This is a genomic window from Cupriavidus sp. PET2-C1, from assembly GCF_054515855.1.
On record NZ_CM137259.1, the window covers coordinates 716145 to 739037 of the forward strand.

At 66.6% G+C, this 22893-nt stretch carries 18 protein-coding genes; 9 read left to right on the plus strand and 9 right to left on the minus strand.

The genetic code is table 11. The features are described from left to right. Positions 1-47: 47 nt before the first annotated feature. Positions 48-1010: a M35 family metallo-endopeptidase gene (locus tag ACX12D_RS03285; RefSeq protein WP_459372912.1), complete on the minus strand. Its 963-nt coding sequence runs from the start codon at positions 1008-1010 to the stop codon at positions 48-50. A gap of 779 nt (positions 1011-1789) precedes the next feature. Beyond that, positions 1790-2272: a cyclic pyranopterin monophosphate synthase MoaC gene (gene moaC / locus ACX12D_RS03290; protein WP_043343914.1), complete on the minus strand. Its 483-nt coding sequence runs from the start codon at positions 2270-2272 to the stop codon at positions 1790-1792. 190 nt (positions 2273-2462) lie between these two features. Here moaC and ACX12D_RS03295 point away from each other — a divergent pair, with 190 nt between their 5' ends. Beyond that, on the plus strand, positions 2463-4175 hold the full coding sequence (locus tag ACX12D_RS03295) for a M48 family metallopeptidase (RefSeq protein ID WP_459372913.1): 1713 nt from the start codon (positions 2463-2465) through the stop codon (positions 4173-4175). 9 nt (positions 4176-4184) lie between these two features. Here the strand turns inward: ACX12D_RS03295 and ACX12D_RS03300 are convergent, their stop codons facing one another. The 6 genes from ACX12D_RS03300 to ACX12D_RS03325 form a co-directional block, all read right to left on the minus strand. Then, positions 4185-4778 carry a DUF2946 family protein gene (locus tag ACX12D_RS03300; RefSeq protein ID WP_459372914.1) on the minus strand — a complete coding sequence of 198 codons (594 nt, stop codon included), beginning with the start codon at positions 4776-4778 and terminating at the stop codon, positions 4185-4187. A 154-nt stretch (positions 4779-4932) separates the two neighbouring features. Beyond that, positions 4933-6000 (minus strand): YheT family hydrolase, encoded by a 1068-nt coding sequence (locus tag ACX12D_RS03305; protein ID WP_459373917.1) that lies wholly within the window; start codon positions 5998-6000, stop codon positions 4933-4935. 70 nt (positions 6001-6070) lie between these two features. Beyond that, a complete protein-coding gene (locus tag ACX12D_RS03310; RefSeq protein ID WP_150991864.1) occupies positions 6071-6511 on the minus strand; it encodes a YybH family protein in 441 nt (146 codons plus the stop codon). Positions 6512-6568: 57 nt separating this feature from the next. Further along, positions 6569-7591, minus strand: a complete 1023-nt coding sequence (gene waaF / locus ACX12D_RS03315; protein ID WP_183034520.1) for a lipopolysaccharide heptosyltransferase II — start codon at positions 7589-7591, stop codon at positions 6569-6571. Positions 7592-7712: 121 nt separating this feature from the next. Next, positions 7713-7907, minus strand: coding sequence for a zinc-finger domain-containing protein (locus tag ACX12D_RS03320; RefSeq protein ID WP_006158072.1), 195 nt, complete (start codon positions 7905-7907; stop codon positions 7713-7715). A gap of 105 nt (positions 7908-8012) precedes the next feature. Then, positions 8013-8933, minus strand: coding sequence for a branched-chain amino acid transaminase (locus ACX12D_RS03325; RefSeq protein ID WP_459372915.1), 921 nt, complete (start codon positions 8931-8933; stop codon positions 8013-8015). Between the two features lie 1098 nt (positions 8934-10031). Between ACX12D_RS03325 and ACX12D_RS03330 the strand changes: the two genes are divergently transcribed. From ACX12D_RS03330 to ACX12D_RS03345, 4 genes are all read left to right on the plus strand, one after another. Beyond that, on the plus strand, positions 10032-12959 hold the full coding sequence (locus ACX12D_RS03330; RefSeq protein WP_459373918.1) for a DEAD/DEAH box helicase: 2928 nt from the start codon (positions 10032-10034) through the stop codon (positions 12957-12959). A gap of 197 nt (positions 12960-13156) precedes the next feature. Next, entirely contained in the window at positions 13157-14212 is a 1056-nt protein-coding gene (locus ACX12D_RS03335; protein WP_459372916.1) for a Bug family tripartite tricarboxylate transporter substrate binding protein, read from the plus strand. A gap of 1038 nt (positions 14213-15250) precedes the next feature. Beyond that, the gene (locus tag ACX12D_RS03340) at positions 15251-16078 is read left to right on the plus strand and encodes an AzlC family ABC transporter permease (RefSeq protein ID WP_459372917.1); all 828 of its coding nucleotides are present in this window, start codon (positions 15251-15253) and stop codon (positions 16076-16078) included. Next, positions 16075-16398: an AzlD domain-containing protein gene (locus ACX12D_RS03345; protein WP_441641395.1), complete on the plus strand. Its 324-nt coding sequence runs from the start codon at positions 16075-16077 to the stop codon at positions 16396-16398. Before ACX12D_RS03340 ends, ACX12D_RS03345 begins: the two co-directional genes overlap by 4 nt. Positions 16399-16439: 41 nt before the next feature. On the opposite strand, the gene ACX12D_RS03350 is transcribed toward ACX12D_RS03345, so the two are convergent. Further along, positions 16440-17576: a helix-turn-helix transcriptional regulator gene (locus tag ACX12D_RS03350; protein ID WP_459372918.1), complete on the minus strand. Its 1137-nt coding sequence runs from the start codon at positions 17574-17576 to the stop codon at positions 16440-16442. A 361-nt stretch (positions 17577-17937) separates the two neighbouring features. On the opposite strand from ACX12D_RS03350, the gene ACX12D_RS03355 reads away from it, so the two are divergent. The 4 genes from ACX12D_RS03355 (at position 17938) to fba (ending at position 22775) form a co-directional block, all read left to right on the plus strand. Then, the gene (locus ACX12D_RS03355) at positions 17938-19146 is read left to right on the plus strand and encodes a phosphoglycerate kinase (protein ID WP_441641393.1); all 1209 of its coding nucleotides are present in this window, start codon (positions 17938-17940) and stop codon (positions 19144-19146) included. Between the two features lie 32 nt (positions 19147-19178). Then, positions 19179-20072, plus strand: a complete 894-nt coding sequence (locus ACX12D_RS03360; RefSeq protein WP_459372919.1) for a DUF4349 domain-containing protein — start codon at positions 19179-19181, stop codon at positions 20070-20072. Positions 20073-20085: 13 nt separating this feature from the next. Beyond that, positions 20086-21522 (plus strand): pyruvate kinase, encoded by a 1437-nt coding sequence (gene pyk / locus ACX12D_RS03365; RefSeq protein WP_459372920.1) that lies wholly within the window; start codon positions 20086-20088, stop codon positions 21520-21522. 188 nt (positions 21523-21710) lie between these two features. Next, complete coding sequence (gene fba, locus ACX12D_RS03370) at positions 21711-22775, plus strand: class II fructose-bisphosphate aldolase (RefSeq protein WP_150992695.1); 1065 nt, start codon at positions 21711-21713, stop codon at positions 22773-22775. Positions 22776-22893: the final 118 nt, after the last annotated feature.

The following is a 22893-nucleotide window of genomic DNA, read 5'->3' on the forward strand; positions in this document are numbered from 1 at the left end:
CATGCGCGCACTGCATCGACAAAAATGCTGACAGCGCAAGAACGATGTTAGCCGCGCTCATAGATCACATACCCCGCAATGCTGTCAGCGTTCTGAAGTGTCAGTTCGGGCCGAGTTTTAGCGAACTTCAAACACTCGCTCATGAAATACTCAATATCTCGCGCACCAAAGGTATCGGCAAAGTGCGAGACTTCGTGAATCAGCGTTGAAACCTGAGAATCCGCTGTATAGGAATAATCCCGCAACTCACAGAATTCCAGATGGATCGCGATGGTGTGGGTTCGCGTGTCCGGCGCGCAAACTTCGGCTACGACTCCGACTTTCTTCTTGGAATTTGAGGTGCAGCCGACATGCGCCATCGCGCTTTCGGAATATCGAACGAAATTGTCGGGCGTTAGCATAGCTAGAACACCGCGTAGGCGACCAAGTCCTGCCGTCAAGCTTGTTCGGGTAGGCGCATCATCAGACCCGAACCATTCCGAGACGCGGAATTTGTCGGCTGACGACCATCTCTTTAGTTCGGTTAGTCGCTTATCGACTAGGGATACGGCTTTGTTGCGCCGCTCCATCACGAGCCGAGCAAATTCCTCGTTCGTCATGTTCGGGCAAATCCGGTCCGAATCGTCAGCAAGCTTACTGCCTTGCATGTTTTCCACAAGCTTATTCCGTGCCTCAGATGACAGCGTGCTGGTGGTATCGGCGGGCATGCGAATACCGTTGCCGCGGGTCACCTCGATGGTGAAGTCGTTCTGTGAGGCGATGACGATTGGTTTCACCGGGCATTTGCAATTGACGCGGGCACCTTCCACAAGAATTTGCTGCCCCATAAGGTCGAACGACGGATAGCAATCATTGGTCACTATGCCGCCACTTTTGCACGCCGGGCAGGTTGCGAAGTCGCCTTCGATTGCCACGTTGACGCCGTGATGGGACATCGTGCCGGTGCCCACTAACACGCCGTTTGTGCTAGTCCGGTCACCGTTGCGCAGTGCGTTTCGCATATCGTTCATCGTTCAATCTCCCTATTCATCGCCTGGCTCGGTGTGCGGGACATGCCCACACGCACGCGAGGATAAAGATGGTCTGTCCAATCCATCTCCCTCTGTTGTTGCACGGCAATCTGTGCCGTTAGCCAGATATACAGAAAAGACTAGTTCTATGAAATCAGACGAATCCGAAAAAATGTGAATCTCTGTCAACAACCATCAATCGGCCGCTGGCTTATTGTTCCCAGACAAGTTGCGGGGTGCCCAGAAAAACCAATGGGTTACAGGTTTCCACTGCGAGCGTGATAGCTGGGGATGGCTGGGGATAGCCAAGGATTGTGCCGACCTACTGGCTGGGCCGCTTCGAGCAATGCCTGTTCCTCAAGGGTGCTGAGAACTCGGGTTCTCGCCGAGGCGGGGAAGGCCTTGGTAGCGGGGAGACCTACTCAATGTATTGCCCAATGACCTCCGCCAAGGTGGTCCTCTCGGCCTCCTGTCGGCTAACGTGCACACCTCGGTCCGTTTCGGACTCTACGGCACGTGCCCAGCGCTCAGCCTCGGCTTTGCTGTCAAAGGTTCGGACTTCCGCTGGGAATCCCTTCTGCGAAACACGGGCTTGCCACGTGTTCCCCCTACGTCTTACTGATGCCATCGCTTGCCTCACTTGGACAAACGTTGGCCAAACCGAAGGATTTGCGACTGTTGGTGCACCCAAACGGCTAGAGTGAACCTATCGGGAGCCCGCATGGAAAGCAGTGGGGGGCGTAAGGGCGGGCTGAAGATGGCCTAATGAAATCAAATACTTAGGTCTTTTCCGCCACCCAGTCCCCCGACTTCCCGCCATGCTTCTCCAGCAACTTCACATCGCCAATCACCATGCCGCGGTCGACCGCCTTGCACATGTCGTAGATGGTCAGCAGCGCCACCTGCACGCCGGTCAGCGCTTCCATTTCCACGCCGGTCTGGCCGTGGGTCTCGGTGCGCACGGTGCAGCGGATGGTGGCGCTGGCCTCGTCCATCGCGTAGTCCACCGCCACCTTGGTGAGCGAGATCGGGTGGCATAGCGGGATCAGGTCAGAGGTGCGCTTGGTGGCCATGATGGCGGCCACGCGCGCAATGCCTAGCACGTCGCCCTTCTTGGCGGTGCCGTCGCGCACCAGTGCAAAGGTGGCGGGCAGCATGGTGATGGTGCCGGTGGCGACGGCCACGCGGTGGCTGTGCGCCTTGGCGCCGACGTCGACCATATGGGCTTGTCCGGCGGAATCGAAATGGGTGAGCTGGCTCATGGCGTGGACCTGGCGGATGCGGGGGAATGAATGCGTGACGGATGCGCTTGCCGCGCATGCCGGGGCAGGGCGTGGCAAGACCGGGCGACGCCCGATGGGAATGGCTTCCGGAGGCCGCTATCATAGCAACATGCGCAAGAACCAAATGCTCGCCGGAGCGCTCTCCTCGCCCGCCCGACAGGCGTGCCTCATGCCTTCCAGGATTCCCGTGGGCCTTGCCCGCCGCTCGCTGGCGGCGCTGGTGGCGCTGACGATCGCGCTGCCCGCCTGGCCCCAGCAGCGCCCGCTGCTGAACGATCCCACGCGTACCGCAGCCGCCGCAGCAGCAGCGGGGAGCGATAGCCGCGACGGCAGCGACCAAGTCTATGACAACCTGAACCGCAGTGTGAAAGCAGGGCAGAAATCCGATTTTGGCCTGCGCAGCAACAACACCGTGGTGGAGACCTCCGGCGTGCAGCTGCCCGACCTGGGCGATCCGTCCACCGCGTCGCTCACGCCCGACATGGAGCGGCGCCTGGGCGACCGCATCATGCGCGACATCCGGCGCGACCCGGACTACGTGTCCGATCCGCTGCTGTCCGATTACCTGAACGCGCTTGGCTATCGCCTGGTGCAGGCGGCGCGGCGGCAGAACATCTCGGGCTCCACCGGCGCCGGTACCTTTGCCACGGGGTTCGAGCTGTTCGCGGTGCGCGACCGCAGCATCAATGCCTTTGCGCTGCCCGGCGGGTATATCGGTGTGCACACCGGCCTGCTGGTGCAGTCCGACACCGAGTCCGAGCTGGCCTCGGTGCTGGGCCACGAAATCGGCCACGTGATGCAGCGGCATATCGCGCGCGGCATCACCACGCAGGACCAGTCGATGTGGATCGCGCTGGCCTCGATGGTGCTGGCCGGGCTGGCCGCCACCAAGAGCGGCGACGCGGCCGCGGCGCTGGCCATGGGCGGACAGGCGGCGGCGGTGTCCAACCAGCTGTCCTTCTCGCGCGGCGCCGAGCGCGAGGCCGACCGGGTCGGCTTCCAGATCATGACGGCTGCCGGGTTTGACCCGCAGGGCATGCCTGACTTCTTCAAGCGGCTGCAGCGCGTAGTGGGGATTTCGGAAAGCTCGGTGCCGTCGTACGTACGCACCCACCCGCTTACCTCCGAGCGGATCGCCGACATGCAGGACCGCGTGAGCCATGTGGCGGTGCGCCGCGTGGCAAGCACGCCCGAGTACGAGTTCGCGCGGATGCGCGCCCGCATCCTGCAGGAAATCTCGCCCAGCGATCTGCAGAACGCGCGCGCAGCGCTGCAAACGCAACTGGCGTCAGCCTCGCCGGCGCGCCTGCCTGCGCTCCACTACGGCATCGCGTTCGCCGAGCAGCGGCTGGGCCGCAACGCCGCGGCCGAGCAGTCGCTGGCCGAAGCCCGCCGCTTGTATGGCACGATCCCGGGCGCTACCTCCGGCAGCCCCATGCTGGATGTGATGGCGGTCGAGCTGGCGCGCGCCCAGGGCCGGCAGCAGGACGCGCTGAACCAGGTGGTGGCGTCGATGAAAGCGTTCCCGTTGTCGCACGCGGTGGCGCTGAGCTATGCCGCGACCTTGCTTGGCGCAGGCCGCACCGACCAGGCGGTGACCTTCCTGCGCGAGCGCACGCGCGAGGAAATCGCCCGCTCCGAGTGGTGGGACATGCTGGCGCGGGCCTATGCCGCGCAGGGCCGGCGCGTGCAGCAGCACCAGGCGCTGGCGGAGAAATACGCCGTGGATGGCGCCTACCAGGCCGCCATCGAGCAGTTGCAGATCGCACGCAAGGCGGGCGACGGCGATTTCTACACGCTGTCGGAAGTCGATGCGCGGCTGCACCAGCTGGAGCGCCAGTACCGCGAGGAAAAGCAGGACAACAAGGGCATGCCTAACTGACGCTCATGCTCAGGCCGCCTGTTCTCCCGCAGGCGGCCGGGGCTGGCGCACAAAGGCGTAGCGCGCCGGCACTTCGTCCTCGGCGATCGGCTCGATCTGCACGTCGGCGCCGCTGAAATGAAACACGCCGAGATTGCCGCCGCAGGCCTCGCCGTGCCAGGTGCAGGCGCTGCTAAAGCCATCCAGGTCATGGTCGTGCAGCAGCGCGGCTTGCGGGCCGCCGCCGCTTTCACCCGCCACCGTGCCCACCAGCACCACGTTGCCGTGCTCGTCCGCATGGCAGCCGTGCAGCGTGAAGGCGCGCTGCGAGGTGGTGTGCAGCTTGCCCTGGTGCAGCCGCACGATCCAAGGCGCATAGGCCAGCGATACGAACACGCGCTGCGGGCCGTTCTGAAAATACCAGCCACCGCGTTCGTCGCGCTGGTAGTTGCGCTCGATAAAGGCGATCAGCGCCTCGTGGCGGATCGGGTCGCCGGACAGGCCATGCTGCTGGGCGTACTCGTTGCGCATGCGCCATTGCCCGCGCCGGTCCAGCGCCAGCCACCCGTAGCAGTTGGGGACGTTGGGCCAGCGGGCCATGGCTTGCTTGACGGTCTCATCCATCTTCAGTGCCTCCTTGCGGGACCGCCCGTGTCCGGGCATCCCGCTCGCATTCGTTCTGGTGACGCTGGGCCGCGGGTGCGGCCCGTAATCAACACCACTGCGCAACGCCACTGCGCAACGCCACTGCGCAACGCCGCGGCGCTAAGCCACGGCGCTAAGCCACGGCGTCGAAAAACCGCAGGATGCGCGCTGGCAGCCACTCGATATGCCCCGCAAAGGGCAGCACCGGCAGCGCGCGCAGCCAATCTTCGCGCGGTGTCATGAAACCGACGTGACCGCCGTGCTCGGGCTGCTCCAGCCAGACCTGCGGGCTGACATCAGCGGGGCCCGGCAGGTGGCGCGCCGGCAGGAAGGGATCGTTGCGCGCGTTGAGCACCAGCGTGGGCACCTTGATCTCGCCAAGCACCGGCTTGCTGGACGCGCGCGCCCAGTAGTCATCGGTATCGCGAAAGCCATGCAGCGGCGCTGTCACGATATTGTCGAAGGCGTGCAGGTCACGGCTGGCGAGCATGGCCTCGCGGTCGAACAGCCGGGGGTATTGGCTCAGCTTGGCCAGCGACTTGCGTTTCAGGGTTTGCAGGAACATGCGCGTGTACAGCATGTTGAAGCCTTGCGACAGCGCCGCGCCGCCGCCGGCCAGGTCCAGCGGCGCCGAGACCGATGCCGCCGCGCTGATATGGCCCGCGGCGCTGCCTTGTTCGCCCAGCAAGCGCAGCAGGGCATTGCCGCCGAGCGAAATGCCTACCACCAGTAGCTTGCGCCCGTGGCCGCAATACTGCCGGTGCAGCCGCGCCAGGATCCACTGGAGCTCCTCGGCATCGCCCGAGTGATAGAAGCGCGGCGCCAGGTTCAGCTCGCCCGAGCAGCCACGAAAGTGCGGGATCACGCCCTGCCAGCCGCGCGCCGCCAGCGCATGCATCATGGCCTGCGCGTAATGGCTGCCGGAGTCGCCTTCCAGGCCATGGAACATCACCAGCAGCGGGGTATCGGGCGTGACCGGGTGCGTGGTCCAGTCCAGGTCGACGAAGTCGTCGTCCGGGGCGGTCCAGCGCTCGCGCTTGAAAGCCACGCGCGGCGGGCGCGGCGTGAAGCGCGCCGGAATGATGGTCTGCGCGTGGCCGCCGGCGAGCCACCAGGGCATGCGGCGGCCGCCGCCGAACGAGTCGGTGGCGCGGAAGTCGCCCGGAGCGGGGCGGTGGTGCGAAGGCGGAAGCTGGCTCATGCCTGCAAGGCGATAGGCGGTCAAGCGACGCGCGTGACGGGCTGGCCGGCCCGCCGCGCCGCGTCCAATCCTAGTGGAGTGCCTGGCCTGGCGCCGTGCTCACGGTCGCGACCTGAGCGGCGTTGGCCGGGCTGCAATGGATGTGCGCCAGGCGCCAGCCCTCGTGGTTCTGCATCAGCACATAGGTGGTGTGCACATAGAGGTCGGCTTCGACGCGGTCGTCGCCAAAGCGCAGGGCTTCGGTCACGTCGAAGATGGCGACGCCCATCGAGGTATGGCTGCTGGTCTCGATCACGTCGATCAGCACCGGCTGTACGTCCAGCAACTGCGCAAAGGCCTGGCGCAGGTGCTCGTGGCCGATCAGGCGCTGGCCGTCCGGCATCACGCAGGTAACCGAGTCCTCATCCAGCCACAGGCGCAGCGCGCCGTCGGCATCGCGTAGCTTCATGGCCTCGCGAAAGGCTTCTACGATGTCTTCGGCGGAATCGAACAGGCGGGCAAAACGAGGCATGGTGGACTGGGCTCAGGGATTCGTTGGCCGGATAAACACGAACGGCGGGTCAGCGCTTCAGGCCCGGTGCAGGAGCTTGCGCAGCTCCACAAACACCATTTCGGGCTCGATGTCCTTCAGGCAGCGCAGGTGTCCAAGCGGGCACTCGCGCTTGAAGCACGGACTGCATTCGAGCTGCAGCCACATGATACTCGCAGCCTGCGACAGCGGGGGTGTATGGCGCGGGTCACTGGAGCCGAACACCGCCACCTGTGGCCGGTTCAGCGCCGCGGTGACGTGCATCAGGCCGGAGTCGTTGCACACGGCGGCCTCAGACATCGCCAGCAGGTCGACGGCATCGTCCAGCGAGGTCTGGCCGCACAGGTTGCGCACGAAGGGCGCGGCCTTGACGATCTCGTCGGCGATCTCGGCGTCCTTGGGCGAGCCCAGTGTGACCATTTGCGCATACGGGAACGAGCGCTTGAGCATCTGCGCCAGCTCGGCGAAATGCGCGGCCGGCCAGCGCTTGGCCGGGCCGAACTCCGCGCCCGGGCAGAACGCGATCAGGCGCGTCTGCGGCGCGATGCCAAAACGCTCCGCAGTCTTGGCCATGCGCACCGGGTCGGTTCGCAGGCGCGGCTCGGGCAGGTTCTCCGGCAGGCGGGCGCCGGGCTTGAGCGCCAGCCGCGCGTAGTGCTCCACCATGGGCGGGCGCTGGTCGCGGGGCGGATTGCCATGGCGGATATTGAGCAGGCCGAAGCGGGCTTCGCCGCGATAGCCGACACGCAGCGGGATAGCAGCCAGCCAGGGGATCAGCGCGGACTTGAGCGAATTCGGCAGCACATAGGCCGCGTCGTAGCCTTCGTTCTTGAGCTGCTGGGCGAACATCAGGCGGGCCGAGAGCTGCAGCTTGCCGTGCGCCAGTTCGCTGGGGAAGACCTGGTGGATCTCGGGCATGCGGGCCAGCACCGGCGCCACCCATTTAGGGGCGAGGGCGTCGATCTGCAGGCGCGGATGGCGCGCTTTCATGAGGGTGAAGAGCGGCTGCGCCATCAGGGCGTCGCCGATCCAGTTGGGGGCGATGACGAGGGCTTTTTTCATGAATGGGGCGCTGCCGGAAGGGTGGGCGTGGCGCAAGCTGCGCGCGCCACGCACGCCGACGCTCCGGCGCGCCGCAGGGCGGGCCGGAGCATCGGGGTGGTGCGGTCAGGCGTGGGCCGTGTCAGTGGTGACCCTTGATCACGGTGCCAGGCTTGAGCTTGTAGACGGTACCGCAGTACGGGCACTTCACTTCGCCGGTGTCGGTCACGTCGAGGAAGACGCGCGGATGGTAGTTCCAGGTCGGCGTGTTGCCGGTGGGGCAGTGCAGCGGAAGGTCTTCCGCGCCGATTTCGATCAGGGAGGCGGTTTGCGTCATGGTGTTGCGGGGATGGTTTTAGTCTTTAGTCTTTGGTATGGACTGAAGTATGACTGGTTAAACGGTTCGTGATTGCCTAGTGCGCTTTCGGGTCCCGGGGTGGTGTCAGACCACGGTCAGCCAGTGCTTGTATTGTTCATTGGTGCCGCCGACCGCGGCGAAGAAGGCGTCCTGCACGCGCTTGGTCACCGGGCCGCGGCGGCCTTCGCCGATCACGCGGTCGTCGAGCTCGCGGATCGGCGTGACTTCGGCCGCGGTGCCGGTGAAGAAGGCTTCGTCCGAGCAGTACACCTCGTCGCGCGTGATGCGCTTCTCGCGCACCTCGATGCCCAGGTCGCGGGCGATGGTGAGGATGGCGTCGCGGGTGATGCCGTCCAGGCACGAGGCCAGGTCAGGCGTATAGATCACGCCGTCGCGCACCACGAACACGTTTTCGCCCGAGCCTTCGCTGACGTAGCCTTCGGTATCCAGCAGCAGGGCTTCGTCGTAGCCCATGCTGGTGGCTTCCTGGTTGGCGAGGATCGAGTTGATGTAATAGCCGCTGGCCTTGGCCCGCACCAGCGATACATTGACATGGTGGCGGGTGAAGGACGATGTCTTGACGCGGATGCCGCGCTCCAGGCCTTCCTCGCCCAGGTAGGCGCCCCACGGCCACGCGGCAATCGCCACGTGGATGGTGTTGCCCCTGGCCGAGACCCCCATTTTTTCCGAGCCGATCCAGACCAGCGGGCGGATGTAGCAGGACGCGAGCTGGTTGGCTTTCACCACCTCGCGTTGCGCGGCCTCCAGCGTGGCCGCGTCGAACGGCATCTGCATCTGGAAGATCTTGGCCGAGTTGAACAGGCGGCGGGTGTGCTCCTTGAGACGGAAGATCGCGGTACCGGCCGGCGTCTTGTAGGCACGTACGCCTTCAAACACCCCCATGCCGTAATGCAGGGTATGGGTCAGCACATGGATCTTGGCGTCGCGCCATTCGATCAGCTTGCCGTCCATCCAGATTTTACCGTCGCGATCCGCCATCGACATGGTTCTCTCCCAGAGCGCCATCAGTCACGCAAAAGCGACATTGTAAACCCCGGGACCCCCTGTGCCAACGCGGGCGCGGGCGCGCCGGGGTCTAAAATCGTCACATTGTGTATGCCGCCACTGCCACCCGTGACCCTGCCGCCGCCGTCTGGACCCTCCGCCTCCCATCGTGAATCGCCGGGCCGCATGCACGTCAGGCGGCTGCGCGAGATGTTGTTCTCTGGAGCCTCGGAGGCGGCCATCGGCGAAATGCTGGCGCCATGGGGGGACGGAGCCGACCGCGCCGAAATGCTGGTGGAAGCGGCGTTGGCCAGCGGCGACGCCGCGCTGCTGGACCGGGTGGTGCCACCCTGGCGCTGGCGCATCTTGCTGGCGATCCTGGACTGTCTCTATTTCGACTGGGATCCCCGCTTGCAGCCCTACCTGGATTACGGACTGGCCTGCCACGCCGACGATCCGCAGGCGCTGCCGGTCCCCATTCGCACCGCGCTGGCCGAGGGCCAGCTGTACGCCGGCGAGCGCCCGGCGGCCCTTGCCTTGCTATCCACGATGGGCGACGCCGGCGGCGGCGATGGCGACGCCCTGCGCGCTTTTGCCCGCATGCAGGAAGGCGACTGGCCAGCCGCCCAGGCGGGCTTCGAGGCGGCGCTCAAGCGGCTACGGACCGAAAGCCGCCAGCGAACCGGCTTGTTGCCGCCCTCACTGGCGCCTTGCTATCCGCTGTCCTTGCTGGCCCAGCGCACGCCGGCCCATCTCGAACAAGCCCGCAAGTTCTGCCAGGCGGAAGCGGGCACGCGCAGCCCGGCGCTGACCGAGCGCTGGGGGCTGTGGTGCCACGTGCTGGCTGTGCACAAGGGTGATGCGCGGCTGGACGAGGCCGCGTTCGCATTGCGCCCCGAGGTGCCACCGCTCGCGCAGTTCTGGCGCGTGCTGCTGCGCGCCTGGCTCGGCGACGTGAAGCAAGCCAGCGGACGGCGCCAGCCGGCGGCTGCCCGCGCCGAGGCCGTTGCGGCCCTGCGTGCGCGCCTGCAAGGCTGCGGCCTGCACTGGTTCGCGCAGCAACTGGACGCCGCGCTGGCGCTGGATGCGGGCGAGCCGGTGCCGCCAGCTTTCTTTGCCGGCCAGCGCCAGGAAAGCTGGCGGCTCGCGCTCGAAGCGTTGCAGGCCCTGGCGGGCGAGACGCGCGCGCCCGACGGCGCCAGCGCCAGCCGCCTGTTGTGGGCGTTGACCATCGACGCCGACGGCGCGGTCGGCACCATCGAGCCGCTGGAGCAGCAGCGCGGCCCGCGCGGCTGGAACAAGCCGCGTCCCGTGCCGCTGGCCCGCCTTGCCGAAGACGACCGGCTGGAGCCGTGGGACGCCCGCGTCGCCCGCGCGGTCCGCCGCGACCAGTCCTATCACCGCCGCTACGTGCTCGATCGCGCCGCCGCCATGCTGGCGCTGGTCGGGCATCCGGGCGTGGTGCTGGCGCAGGCGCCCGAGCAGACGCTGGAAGTGCTGGAGGGCGCCCCCACGCTGGAAGTGGTGCGCCAGGGTGGCCGCTACACCTTGCGGGTCTCACCCCCGGTGCGTGAGGCCCCGGCGATGGACAGCTTCCTGCCTGCCGGCAGCCGCGCGGACGCCGAGGCCTTGCGCCAGATCACCGTGCTGCGCGAAGGCTCGCAGCGCCTGCGCGTGATCCGCCTGACACCCGCACAGCAGGGCGCGGCGCAACTGATCGCCGACGGGCTGGCGGTGCCGGCCGAAGCCCATGCGCAGCTTGACGCCACGCTGCGCGCGCTGTCCGGTCACTTCCAGGTGCACTCCGACCACGACGGCAGCGCCCGCGAGCTCGAGACCGAGAGCCGGCTGCGCGCCGAGCTGTCGCCGCTGGGCGAAGGCCTTTCGCTGCGCCTGGTGGTGACGCCGCTGGGCCCGCTTGGGCCACGGCTGGCCCCGGGCAGCGGGCGCGAGCGGCTGATGGCGGCGGTCAAAGGGGAGAGCCTGGCCACGGTGCGCGACCTCAAGGCCGAATTGGCAAGCGTGGCCGAAGTGTTCGACGCGCTGCCCTTCCTGGTGCCGCGCTCGCCCGAAAGCGGTGAATACGACTGGACCCTGGCCGACCCGGAGGAGGCGTTGTCGGTGGTCGAGCAATTGCCCGGGCTGCCCGCCGTGCTGGCGGTGGAGTGGCCCCGGGGCAAGGAAATCCGCGTGGTGGGCGCCGATATCCCGCAACTGGCGGTGCATATCGAGACCGAGAGCGAATGGTTCAAGCTGGTTGGCGAGCTGGGCGTGGCCGAGGGGCTGGTGCTGCAGCTTGGCCAGTTGCTGGCCTGGGCCGGCAGCCATGCCGGGCGCTTCATGCCGATGGGGCAGGGCGTGTATGTGGCGCTCACGCGCAGCCTGCGCGCCAGGCTGCGCGACCTGGCCAGCGTGGCGCACAACGTGCCCGACGGTATCAAGGTGCCGCTGATGGCGGCGCCCTGGCTGGACGACGTGCTGGCCGGCGCCGGCATCGACCCCGACCAGCATTTCCGCCAGCGCGTGGCGCGGCTGCGCCGGGCGCGCGACAGCGACGCCGCGCTGCCGGCCAACCTGGCCGCGCAACTGCGGCCCTACCAGGAAGACGGCTACCGCTGGGCCATGTCGCTCGCCGAGGCCGGCTTCGGCGCCTGCCTGGCCGACGACATGGGGCTGGGCAAGACGCTGCAGGCGCTCGCCGTGATGCTGGCGCGCGCCGGCGGCGGCGCTGCGCTGGTGATCGCGCCAACCTCCGTGTGCGGCAACTGGGCCGAAGAGGCAAGGCGCTTCGCGCCGACGCTGCGCGTGCACATCTATGCCGAGGGCGAGCGCACGGCCTTGCTGGAACAAGCCGGCCCGCATGACGTGGTGATTGTTTCGTACACGCTGCTGCTGCAGGCGCGCGACGCCTTCTGCCAGCGCGAGTGGCACACGGTGGTGGCCGACGAAGCGCAGGCGTTCAAGAACGCCGCCACCAAGCGCTCGCAGGCGGTGTTCGAGCTGCGGGCCGATTTTCGCATGGCGCTGTCGGGCACGCCGGTGGAAAACCGGCTGGCCGAGCTGTGGTCGATCATGCGCTTTTGCAACCCCGGCCTGCTCGGCTCGCTGGTCCGCTTCAACGAGCACTTCGCCGTGCCGATCGAGCGCAATGGCGTGCGCGAGGCGGCCCAGCGGCTGCGCCGCATGATCGCGCCGTTCGTGCTGCGCCGGACCAAGGCCCAGGTGCTGGACGAATTGCCGCCGCGCACCGAACTGGTGTTGCGCATCGAGCAGGACCCGATCGAGGCGGCCCACTACGAAGCGCTGCGCCGCCAGGCGCTCGCCGAAGCCGAGGCCGTGGTCAAAGGCCCGAAGTCCCGCAAGACCGCCGCCGGCCAGCCCGCCGCCGAGGCGCGCATCCATGTGCTGGCGCAGCTCATGCGGATGCGGCGCGCCGCCTGCGACGCGCGCCTGGTCACGCCCGAGCTGCAACTGGAACTCGGGCAGGCGGGCGCCAAGGTGCGCGCCTTCGTGCAACTGGCGGGCGAGCTGGCCGCCAACGGGCACAAGACGCTGGTCTTCAGCCAGTTCGTCGACTTCCTGCAACTGCTGCGCCAGGGGCTGGACGAGGCCGGCCTGGCCTGGCAGTACCTCGACGGCGCCACGCCAGCGGCCGAGCGCACGCGGCGCGTGGCGGCGTTCCAGGCCGGCGAGGGCGATGTCTTCCTGATCAGCCTGAAGGCCGGCGGCTTCGGCCTCAACCTGACGGCCGCCGACTACGTGATCATCGCCGACCCCTGGTGGAACCCGGCGGCGGAGGACCAGGCCATGGGCCGCGCCCATCGCATCGGACAGCAACGCCCGGTGACCGTCTACCGGCTGATCAGCGCGGGCACCATCGAGGAGCGCATCCTCACGCTGCATCACGGCAAGCGCGCGCTGGCCGATGGCATCCTGGAGGCGGGCGAGGACGGCGGTGCCGGCTTTGTCGGCACGGCGGCGGCGCTGCCGGACATCGACGAACTGGTGGGGCTGTTGCGCAGCTAGGGGCGAAAGGCGCGCTTTCGCCGGTGCGGGCGGCGGCGGGAATCCAATCCATGTCTGCTTATACCAACATGGCATACCTTCAAGCGAACTCCGTCGTTGGTAATGCGGCGGATCGTTGGTATCTTGCTGTTTTGGCCCGGGGCGGCAGACCCCGGCCGGCAGCCCCGACCCGCATTCCCTTTTTCGACGGTACCCCCATGTTCCGCACTGCTACCCGCCGCATCTCGTCCGCTTTCCATTCGTCCCGCGCTGCCCGCGCTGCCCGCGCTGCCCGCGCTTCCCGTGCCGCCGGCCTTGGCCTGCTGGCCGCGCTGGGCACGCTGGCTGCCCCGGCCCGCGCGCAGGACCCGGCCTGGCCGACCCAGCCAATCACCATCCTGATGGGCTTTACCGCCGGCTCCGGCGTGGACATGGTGGGACGCACGCTGCAGGAATCGCTGCAGAAGTCGCTCAAGGCCACCATCATCTATGACTACCGCCCCGGCGCCGGTGGCAATGTGGCCTCCGAAGTGGTGGCCCATGCCAAGCCCGACGGCTACACGCTGCTGCTCGGCACCGCCGCCACCCACGGCATCAACCCGGCCCTGTACAAGAGCCTGCCGTTCGACGCCGAAGCCGATTTCACGCCTGTCGCGCCGCTGGTGGAAGTCTCCAACGTGCTGACGGTGAACCCCGCCGTGATCGATGTGAAGTCGGTCAAGGAGTTCATCGAGAAGGTCAAGGCCAACCCCGGCAAGTACAACTACGCGTCGACCGGCAACGGCACCGGCACGCACCTGGCCTTCGCCGAATTCAACGCGCGCGCCGGCCTGGATATGGTCCATGTGCCCTACAAGGGCGGCCCCGATGCGCTGCAAGCCGTGCTCAAGGGCGAGGTCTGCTGCATTTTTAATCAGGTGCAGAGCGTGTTGCCGCAGTATCGCGCCGGCAAGGTGCGGCTGCTTGGCGTGACCACCAAAAACCATGTAGCGGTGATTCCCGAAGTGCCGACGATAGCCGAGAGCGGGTTGCCCGGCTTCAACAGCACCATCTGGTTTGGCTTCTTCGGCCCCAAGGGGCTGGATCCCAAGATCAGCAAGAAGATCAACGATGCGGTCAAGGTCGCTCTTGAAACGCCGGCGATCCGGCAGAAGTTGATCGAGGCGGGGAATTCGCCGCGGATTGAGACGGTTGAGCAGTTTCGGACTACGGTGAAGGCGGATCGGCAGAAGTGGGCGGGGGTTGTTAGGAGTGTTGGGGCGTCTATTGATTGATGTTGGGTTGGTTGTTGATTGTTGGTTGTTGGGTGCAAGGGCAGAACCGTTGGTTTTTGCTGTTTGATTTGGTTTTGATTTGGTATGGCGTTGGCATTTGCACCCAAGGGCCATACGACATCCCCCTGCGGGGGCTGCCGGTCACTTTTCTTTGACCGGCAAAGAAAACTAACGAAAAGAAAGCCGCCCTGCCGGGGGCAGAGCAATAAGGCTGTTTTTGCCTCGGTGGTTGCGTCGTACGGCCCTGAGTGTTGGCTGGCGTGTCCAACCGGCCCGAAGGACATCGCTACTGCATGACCCAATGGTCACGTGGTGGTGCCCCTCATCGCTTTGCTCGGTGAGTGTTCGGGCATCTGCCGTTCGCGGTGCGGAGCGCCACGATCCTGCCTGACTTGGTGGTTTCGTGGTTTTGTCTCTGGCGGTGGCCGCCCGGCCATTTGATGCCCTGCCGTACCGGCGCGAGCGGCACCTGGCTACCAACTCCCCCGGTTTCGTGGTGGGCACCGTGGCCCGGTTCGCGAGGGCCGTGCTCGCACCTCACGGCGCTCGTCCTCCGAGACAAAACCACGAAACCAGTCACGCCTGAAATGGCGCAGCCCTCCGCGCCGCGAACGGCAGATGTGGGAACGGTCACCGCGCACGAGGTCAGGGGCCGCACGACGTAACCCATGGGTCATGTAGTTGAGATGTCCTTTGGGTCGGTAGAATCCGCCAGCCAACACTCCGGGCCGTACGACGCAACCACCGATATTCGAGAGCCTTATTGCTCTGCGCCCGGCAGGGTCGGCTTTCTTCTCGTTAGTCTTCTTTGCCGACGCAAAGAAGAGTGACCGGCAGCCCCCGCAGGGGGATGTCGTATGGCCCTTGGGTGCAAAAGCCAACGCCGCAGCAAATCAAACCAAAAACGCCAGCCAACCAGCCCAGCCCCCCCAACAGTTAAGCAACCACTTACCACCCCCTCCCACTCCCCCTATAATGCCCAATTCCCCCTAAGGGCTCGCCGCCCCCCGGCGGCTGCCATCCCCCCAGCTTTCAGCTATGACCTTCCGACCGCCCCAGGCCCTGCTGCGTCCCTGGCATCGTTTTGCCCCGGCCGAGCGGGCTGGCTTTATCGAGGGGGCGCGCTATTTCGCGCCGTCCCTGCCTGCCGTGTTCTCCTGGGGCCTGGTGACGGGCGTGGCCATGAGCAAGTCGGTGATGAACGTGCCCGAGGCGATCGGCATGTCCTTGCTGGTCTATGCGGGCTCGGCACAGTTGTCCGTGCTGCCGCTGTTTGCGGCGGGCCTGCCGTTGTGGACGGTGTGGCTGACCGCCGCCATCGTCAACCTGCGCTTCGTGATCTTCAGCGCGGGGCTGCAGCCGCATTTCAGCTATCTGCCGCTGTGGCGCCGCACGCTGCTGGGGTCGTTCAACGGCGACCTGCATTTCGTCTACTTCATGCAGCGCTATGCCACGCCAGGCCATGAACCGGGCAAGGAAGGGTACTTCTGGGGCATGGCGCTGACCAATTTCGCCATGTGGCAGGTATCGTCAATCATCGGCATCGTGCTGGCCAGCGCGTTCCCGGACAACTGGGGCCTGGGGCTGGCCGGCACGCTGGCGCTGATTCCCGTGATGGTCACGACCATCCGCTCGCGCTCCACGCTGCTGGCGGTGGCTGTGGCTTCCGCGCTGGCGCTGCTGTGCTTCGACCTGCCTTACCGGCTCGGCCTGGTGGCGGCGGTGGTGGGGGCGATCGCGGCTGGCATGGCCAGCGACGAACTGGCCGCCCGCGCGACCTTGCGTGGCATCCGCCGCCGCAAGGCCGGGCATGCGCCCGCGCAGGCAGCGGCTCCGGCGGCTCCGGTGGCAGAGGACCGGGCATGAGCCATCTCGAGATCTGGATCGCGCTGGTCGGCATGGCGCTGGTGACCATCGTCACGCGTGCGCTGTTCCTGATGGCGGGCGAGCGCGTGACGGTGCCAGACCGCATCCAGCGCGCGCTGCGCTACGCGCCGGCGGCGGCGCTGGCGGCCATCATCCTGCCCGACCTGATGACCTGGCAGGGCCATTTCACGCTGGCCCCGAGCAACTACAAGCTGGTGGCCGGCGCGGTGGCGCTGGTGTTCTACCTGGCGACGCGGCGCATGGTGGGCATGATCGTGGCGGGCATGGCGGTCTATACCGCCATGCGGCTGCTTGGCTGAGCCGGGGCCGAGCGAACGCCGGGCCCCGAAGGCATGATCCGCTAGGCCGTGTCGCCAGCGTCGCCCGGCCCCTGCGGCCCGGGGCCGAGCGCCGTGCCCAGCTGGGTCAGCATCCGCGTCAGGCGGGCCTGCGTGCTGGCGCCGGTCTTGAGGAATACCGCTTTGAGCTGGCTGCGCGCGGTTTCGTGGCGCACGTGCAGGCGCTCGCTGGCTTCGGGCAGGCCCATGCCGGTGGCCAGCAGGCTTGCCAGGCGGATCTCGGCGGGCGTCAGTCCATAGACTTCGCGCAGCAGTTGCGGCAGTGCCGCCGGCGCCTGCGCGTCTTCATGGATCACCACCAGCGCGGCGGGTTGCTGCCAGGGCAGCGCAAAGAGGTGGGATGGCGGCAGCGGCAGCACGATCAGCTGCGCGCAGGCGCCGTTGCCGTGGCGGGCGATTGCCGCCTGCGCCGGTACCGTGCTGCGCGGCGCGCAGGCGGCAGTCACCATGTCGGCCAGCGAGCGCGACAATTGCCACTCGCCGGTCTTGCCGGCGGGGTCCAGCCGCCGCACCCAGCGCTCGCCGATGCCATTGCTCAGCAGCACGCGCCGTTCGGGCGAGAAAGCGATCACGCCGAACGACAGGCGCTCCAGTATCCGCCCTGACAGCTGCGCCAGCGTCGACAACCCGATGGTGCGGTCGCGCATGGCGATGGCGCTGCGCATGTGAGGCAGCGCCCAGTCCAGCGCGCTGACATCCGCCGGCGTGAAATTGCCTTGGGAGAACGAGCGCTGCAGCGCGAAATACACTTCGTAGTGGGGCTTTCGCTCGACCAGGCAGGCTGCGTAGGAGCACAGGTCGAAACGGTGAAGGAACTCCCGGTAGAAGGGGTTGCGCCGCATCGCGCCTTCGCCGAAATCGCGCGCGTCGATGTACCACTCCCCGGGGGAGAGCTTGTGGGCAAACAGCTTGCCCGGATCCAGCGTGTGGAATTCCTTCTCGTAGGCGCTGAACAGCTCCTGCACCGGGCGCACGACCTCGTTGACCGTCATCAGGTCGCGATCGGTGTCGCGCACGATCATTGATGCGTGCGCGCTGCCTACGATGTTGCTCAAGGTGTGCAGGCTTTGCTGCCAGGCCTGCGCGTCAAGAATCCCTTCATACAAGCCACGGATTGCCCGGTGCATGTCTTCGTTCATGGTTACCCCTGCCTTCGCGACAACGGCGCTAGCCGCGTGGCGCCGACGCCGCTTCCCGTAAGCGCGTCCGGCACCAGTGCCTTGGGTCCCGTCTGAGGCGGGCCTCTGGCTATGTTTTTGCGTGCTTATCTTGTGCCAACTTATGCATATGTTGCGCGCTTTGGCAGCAGCGTACGAGACGCAATGCAATTGTCGCACCCCACATTCAGGGGGTACGTTGCAAGGATGCGGCACGCTGCTCGCCGCATGTGGCGAATGGGGCACCCGTTGGCGGGTGCATCCGGGGCGCAATCCCGCAAAATGGCCCTTGCGATCAGGTAAAATGCCGATTTTCCCCGATTTTCGCTCTCCAGCCACCGCCATGACCTCTGTCCTGCGTCTTTCCGATCTCATCTCCCAAGGCAAAATTGCCGGCAAGCGGGTTTTTATCCGCGCCGACCTGAACGTGCCGCAGGATGACGCCGGCCAAATCACCGAAGATACCCGCATCCGCGCCTCCGTGCCCGCCATCGAGGCCTGCCTGCAGGCAGGCGCCGCCGTGATGGTGACGTCGCACCTGGGCCGCCCGACCGAAGGCGAGTTCAAGCCCGAGGATTCGCTGGCGCCCGTGGCCACGCGCCTGGCCGAGTTGCTCGGCAAGCCGGTCAAGCTGGTGCAGAACTGGGTCGACGGCAACGGCGAAGTGAGCACGGTCAAGCCCGGCGAAGTGGTGCTGCTGGAAAACTGCCGCGTCAACAAGGGCGAAAAGAAGAACAGCGACGAACTGGCGCAGAAGATGGCCAAGCTGTGCGACGTCTACGTGAACGATGCCTTCGGCACCGCGCACCGCGCCGAAGCCACCACCCACGGCATCGCCAAGTACGCCCCCATCGCCTGCGCCGGCCCGCTGCTGGCCGCCGAGATCGATGCGCTGGGCAAGGCCCTGGGCCAGCCGGCGCGTCCGCTGGTGGCAATCGTTGCCGGCTCCAAGGTGTCCACCAAGCTGACCATCCTCAAGACGCTGGCCGGCAAGGTCGACAACCTGATCGTCGGCGGCGGCATCGCCAATACCTTCATGCTGGCTGCCGGCCTGAAGATCGGCAAGTCGCTGGCCGAGGCTGACCTGGTGGCCGATGCGCGCACCATCATCGATCTCATGGCCGCGCGCGGCGCCTCGGTGCCCATCCCCGTGGACGTGGTGTGCGCCAAGGCATTCAGCGCCACCGCCGTTGCCACCGTCAAGGACGCGAAGGACGTGGCCGACGACGACATGATCCTCGACATCGGCCCCAAGACCGCGCAGATGCTGGCGGACCAGCTCAAGCTGGCCGGCACCATCGTGTGGAACGGCCCGGTCGGCGTGTTCGAGTTCGACCAGTTCAGCAATGGCACCAAGGTGCTGGCGCAAGCCATCGCCGAGTCCAAGGCGTTCTCGATCGCCGGTGGCGGCGACACGCTGGCGGCCATCGCCAAATACGGCATCGCCGACCAGGTGGGCTACATCTCCACCGGCGGCGGCGCCTTCCTGGAATTCCTGGAGGGCAAGACGCTGCCCGCGTTCGAGGTGCTGGAACAGCGCGCCGCGGGCTGAGGGTGACAGGTTTGCGTGGGTTTGGCGCGGGCATGGCCGGCAAGCGTGCGCTGGCGGCGTTGCTGCTGGCCGCCTCGGTGCTGGCCCTGTCCGCGTGCGGCCGCCCGGGCGGCGCGCCCGAGGGACGCCCCATGGCTGCCGCCGCGGCCGGCGGGATGGCCGCTGGCGAACTGGCTCGGGGCGGCCAGAGCGAGCAGCAGGAGGCGGAGCGCCGCTATCTTGCGTTGAAGTACGCGCTGACGGTAGAAAACTCCGCCGACTTGCTGGAGGCTGGCTGGAAGAGCGTGGTGCAACGCTGCCAGGCGCTCGGCTGCGAGTTGCTGGAGGCGGGCTTCACCCGCAGCCGCGACGGCGCGCTGCCGCGCGGCGAGCTGCGCGCGCGCATCGCGCCCAAGGCCTTGCCGGATTTGCTCAAGGCGGCCGAGCAGGGCGGCACGGTGGTGTCCAACGCGGTGTCGAGCGAGGACAAGACCGACCAGGTGATCGATGCCGAAGCCCGCATCAAGAACACCACCGAGCTGCGTGACCGCCTGCGCGCCATGCTGCAGAACGCGCGTGGCCCGCTGCGCGACGTGATCGAGCTGGAGCGCGAGCTGGCGCGCGTGCAGGGTGAGCTGGACACGATTAACGGCGTGCGCAAGATGCTGGCGGCGCAAACCGATCGCAATGAGGTCCGCATCGACTTTGTCGCGCGCGAGACCTTCGTCAGCCAGCGCAAGGTGTCGCCACTGCGCGCTGCCGTCAACGATATCGCCGAGTTGTTCCTCGGCAGCCTGGCCATGCTGATCCGCGTGGCCGCCGGCGCGCTGCCGTGGCTGCTGGTTGGTGTGCCGCTGCTGTGGCTTGCGCTGGCCTGGCGCCGGCGCCGCGTGGCACGCAGGAAGCAAGCCGTGCCGGCGTCGCCGGGCGGCGCTGGCCCTCGATAAGGAAAATCAGTTCATGACCCGTTCCACCAAGATCGTCGCTACCATCGGCCCCGCTTCCAGCACGCTGGAAATCCTGACGCGCATGATCGCGGCCGGGGTCGACGTGGTGCGCCTGAACTTCTCCCACGGCAAGGCCGAAGACCACATCGAGCGCGCCCGCCTGGTGCGCGAGGCGGCCAAGGCGTGCGGCCGCGAAGTCGCCATCATGGCCGACCTGCAAGGCCCGAAGATCCGCGTGGGCAAGTTCGAGCACGGCAAGATCACGCTGAAGGTGGGTGAGCCCTTCATCCTCGACGCCACCTGCACCCTGGGCAACCAGGAGCGCGCCGGCCTCGATTACGAGGACCTGCCGCGCGACGTCGGCCCGGGCGACCTGCTGCTGCTCAACGACGGCTTGATCGTGCTGGTGGTGGAACGCGTGATCGGCCACGAGATCTTCACCAAGGTGAAGATCGGCGGCGAGCTGTCCAACAACAAGGGCATCAACCGCCAGGGCGGCGGGCTGTCGGCGCCGGCGCTGACCGCCAAGGACATGGACGACATCAAGACCGCCATGGCGCTGGGCGCGGACTATGTCGCGGTGAGCTTCCCGAAGAACGCCACCGACATGGAAATGGCCCGCCAGCTTGCCGCGGTGGCCGGCCAGCCGCACCAGCACAAGGCCCGCATGATCGCCAAGATCGAGCGCGCCGAGGCCATCCGCCCGGGCGTGCTCGAGGAAATCCTGCAAGCCTCCGACGGCATCATGGTGGCCCGCGGCGACCTGGCCGTGGAGGTGGGCAACGCGGCCGTGCCGGCGCTGCAAAAGCGCATGATCCGGCTGGCGCGGGAAGCCAACAAGCTGACCATCACCGCCACCCAGATGATGGAGAGCATGATCGTCAACCCGGTGCCCACGCGCGCCGAGGTGTCGGACGTGGCCAACGCCGTGCTGGATGGCACCGACGCCGTGATGCTGTCGGCCGAGACCGCCGCCGGCAGCTACCCGGTGGAGACCGTGGAAACCGTGGCCGTGGTATGCGTGGAGGCCGAGAAATCCGAGGTGGTCCAGCTCGACACCGATTTCCTCAACCAGACCTTTGGCCGCATCGACCAGTCGATCGCCATGGGCGCACTGTTCACCGCCTATCATTTGCAGGTAAAGGCCATTGCCGCGCTGACCGATTCCGGCGCCACCGCGCTGTGGATGAGCCGGCATCGCATCCATGTGCCGATCTACGCGATGACGCCCAACCTGGCCTCGCAGCGCAAGATGCAGCTGTACCGCAATGTGGTGCCGCTGCCGCTGGAAGCCAGCGCCGACCGCGACACCGCGCTGGAACAGGCTGAAGAGCTGCTGCTGTCGCAAGGCGTGGTGCAGCGCGGCGACTTCATCGTGCTGACCATTGGCGAGCCGATGGGCCAGCCGGGTGGCACGAATACGCTGAAGATTGTCCGGGTGGGCGCCTGATAGGCGCCGCGCCGGACAGACAGCCGGCGCTTGAGCGCACAGGATCACCCAGGATGAATCGCGTTGAGACGGTGTCTCACGCGAACAGCAAAGAAAGCAAAGAACGACCAGATCGACCAGATCGACTAGATCAAACAGATCAATCAATCATTAAACGAGACACCCCATTCTTTCTTTAGGAGTTTGACATGCCACTCGTATCGATGCGCCAGCTGCTCGACCACGCAGCCGAAAACGGCTACGCGCTGCCCGCCTTCAACGTGAACAACCTGGAACAGGTTCAGGCCATCATGCAGGCCGCCGACGAAGTCAATGCGCCGGTGATCATGCAAGCCTCCGCAGGCGCACGCAAGTACGCCGGCGAGCACTTCCTGCGCCACCTGATCGAAGCCGCGGTGGAAGCCTATCCGCATATCCCGGTGGTGATGCACCAGGATCACGGCCAGTCGCCGGCGATCTGCCAGGCCGCGATCGACCTGGGCTTCTCCTCGGTGATGATGGACGGCTCGCTGCGTGAAGACGGCAAGACCCCGTCCGACTACGAGTACAACATCGAAGTGACCCGCAAGGTGGTGCAGCTCTCGCACGCCATCGGCGTGACCGTGGAAGGCGAGCTTGGCTGCCTGGGCTCGCTCGAGACCGGCGAAGCCGGCGAGGAAGACGGCATCGGCGCCGAAGGCAAGCTGGACCATTCCATGCTGCTGACCGACCCGGAGCAGGCTGCCGACTTCGTCAAGGCCACCCAGCTGGACGCCCTGGCAATCGCCATCGGCACCTCGCACGGCGCTTACAAGTTCACCCGCAAGCCCACTGGCGATATCCTGGCGATCAACCGCATCAAGGAAATCCACGCCCGCATCCCCAACACCCACCTGGTGATGCACGGCTCGTCGTCGGTCCCGCAGGAACTGCTCGCGGAAATCCGCCAGTTCGGCGGCGACATGAAGGAAACCTACGGCGTGCCGGTCGAGGAAATCCAGGAAGCCATCAAGTACGGCGTGCGCAAGATCAATATCGACACCGATATCCGCCTTGCCATGACCGGCGCGATCCGCCGCTTCTTTGCCGAGAACCCGAGCAAGTTCGACCCGCGCGAATACCTGAAGCCGGCCCGCGAAGCCGCCAAGCTGGTTTGCAAGGCACGCTACGTCGCCTTCGGCTGCGAAGGCCAGGCCGCCAAGATCAAGCCGGTCTCGCTCGACGCCATCGCGCAGAAGTACAAGTCGGGCGAACTCGCCCAGGTCGTGCAATAAGCAGGACCCCGTGCCGTCCCCGCCCCGATCCCGTCAAACGGGCAGGCGCGGGGACGACGCTTTTCAGGCCCCGGCGCCGGGGCGCTGAAAAGCGCTAACAAAATGAAGCGAAGCAGTT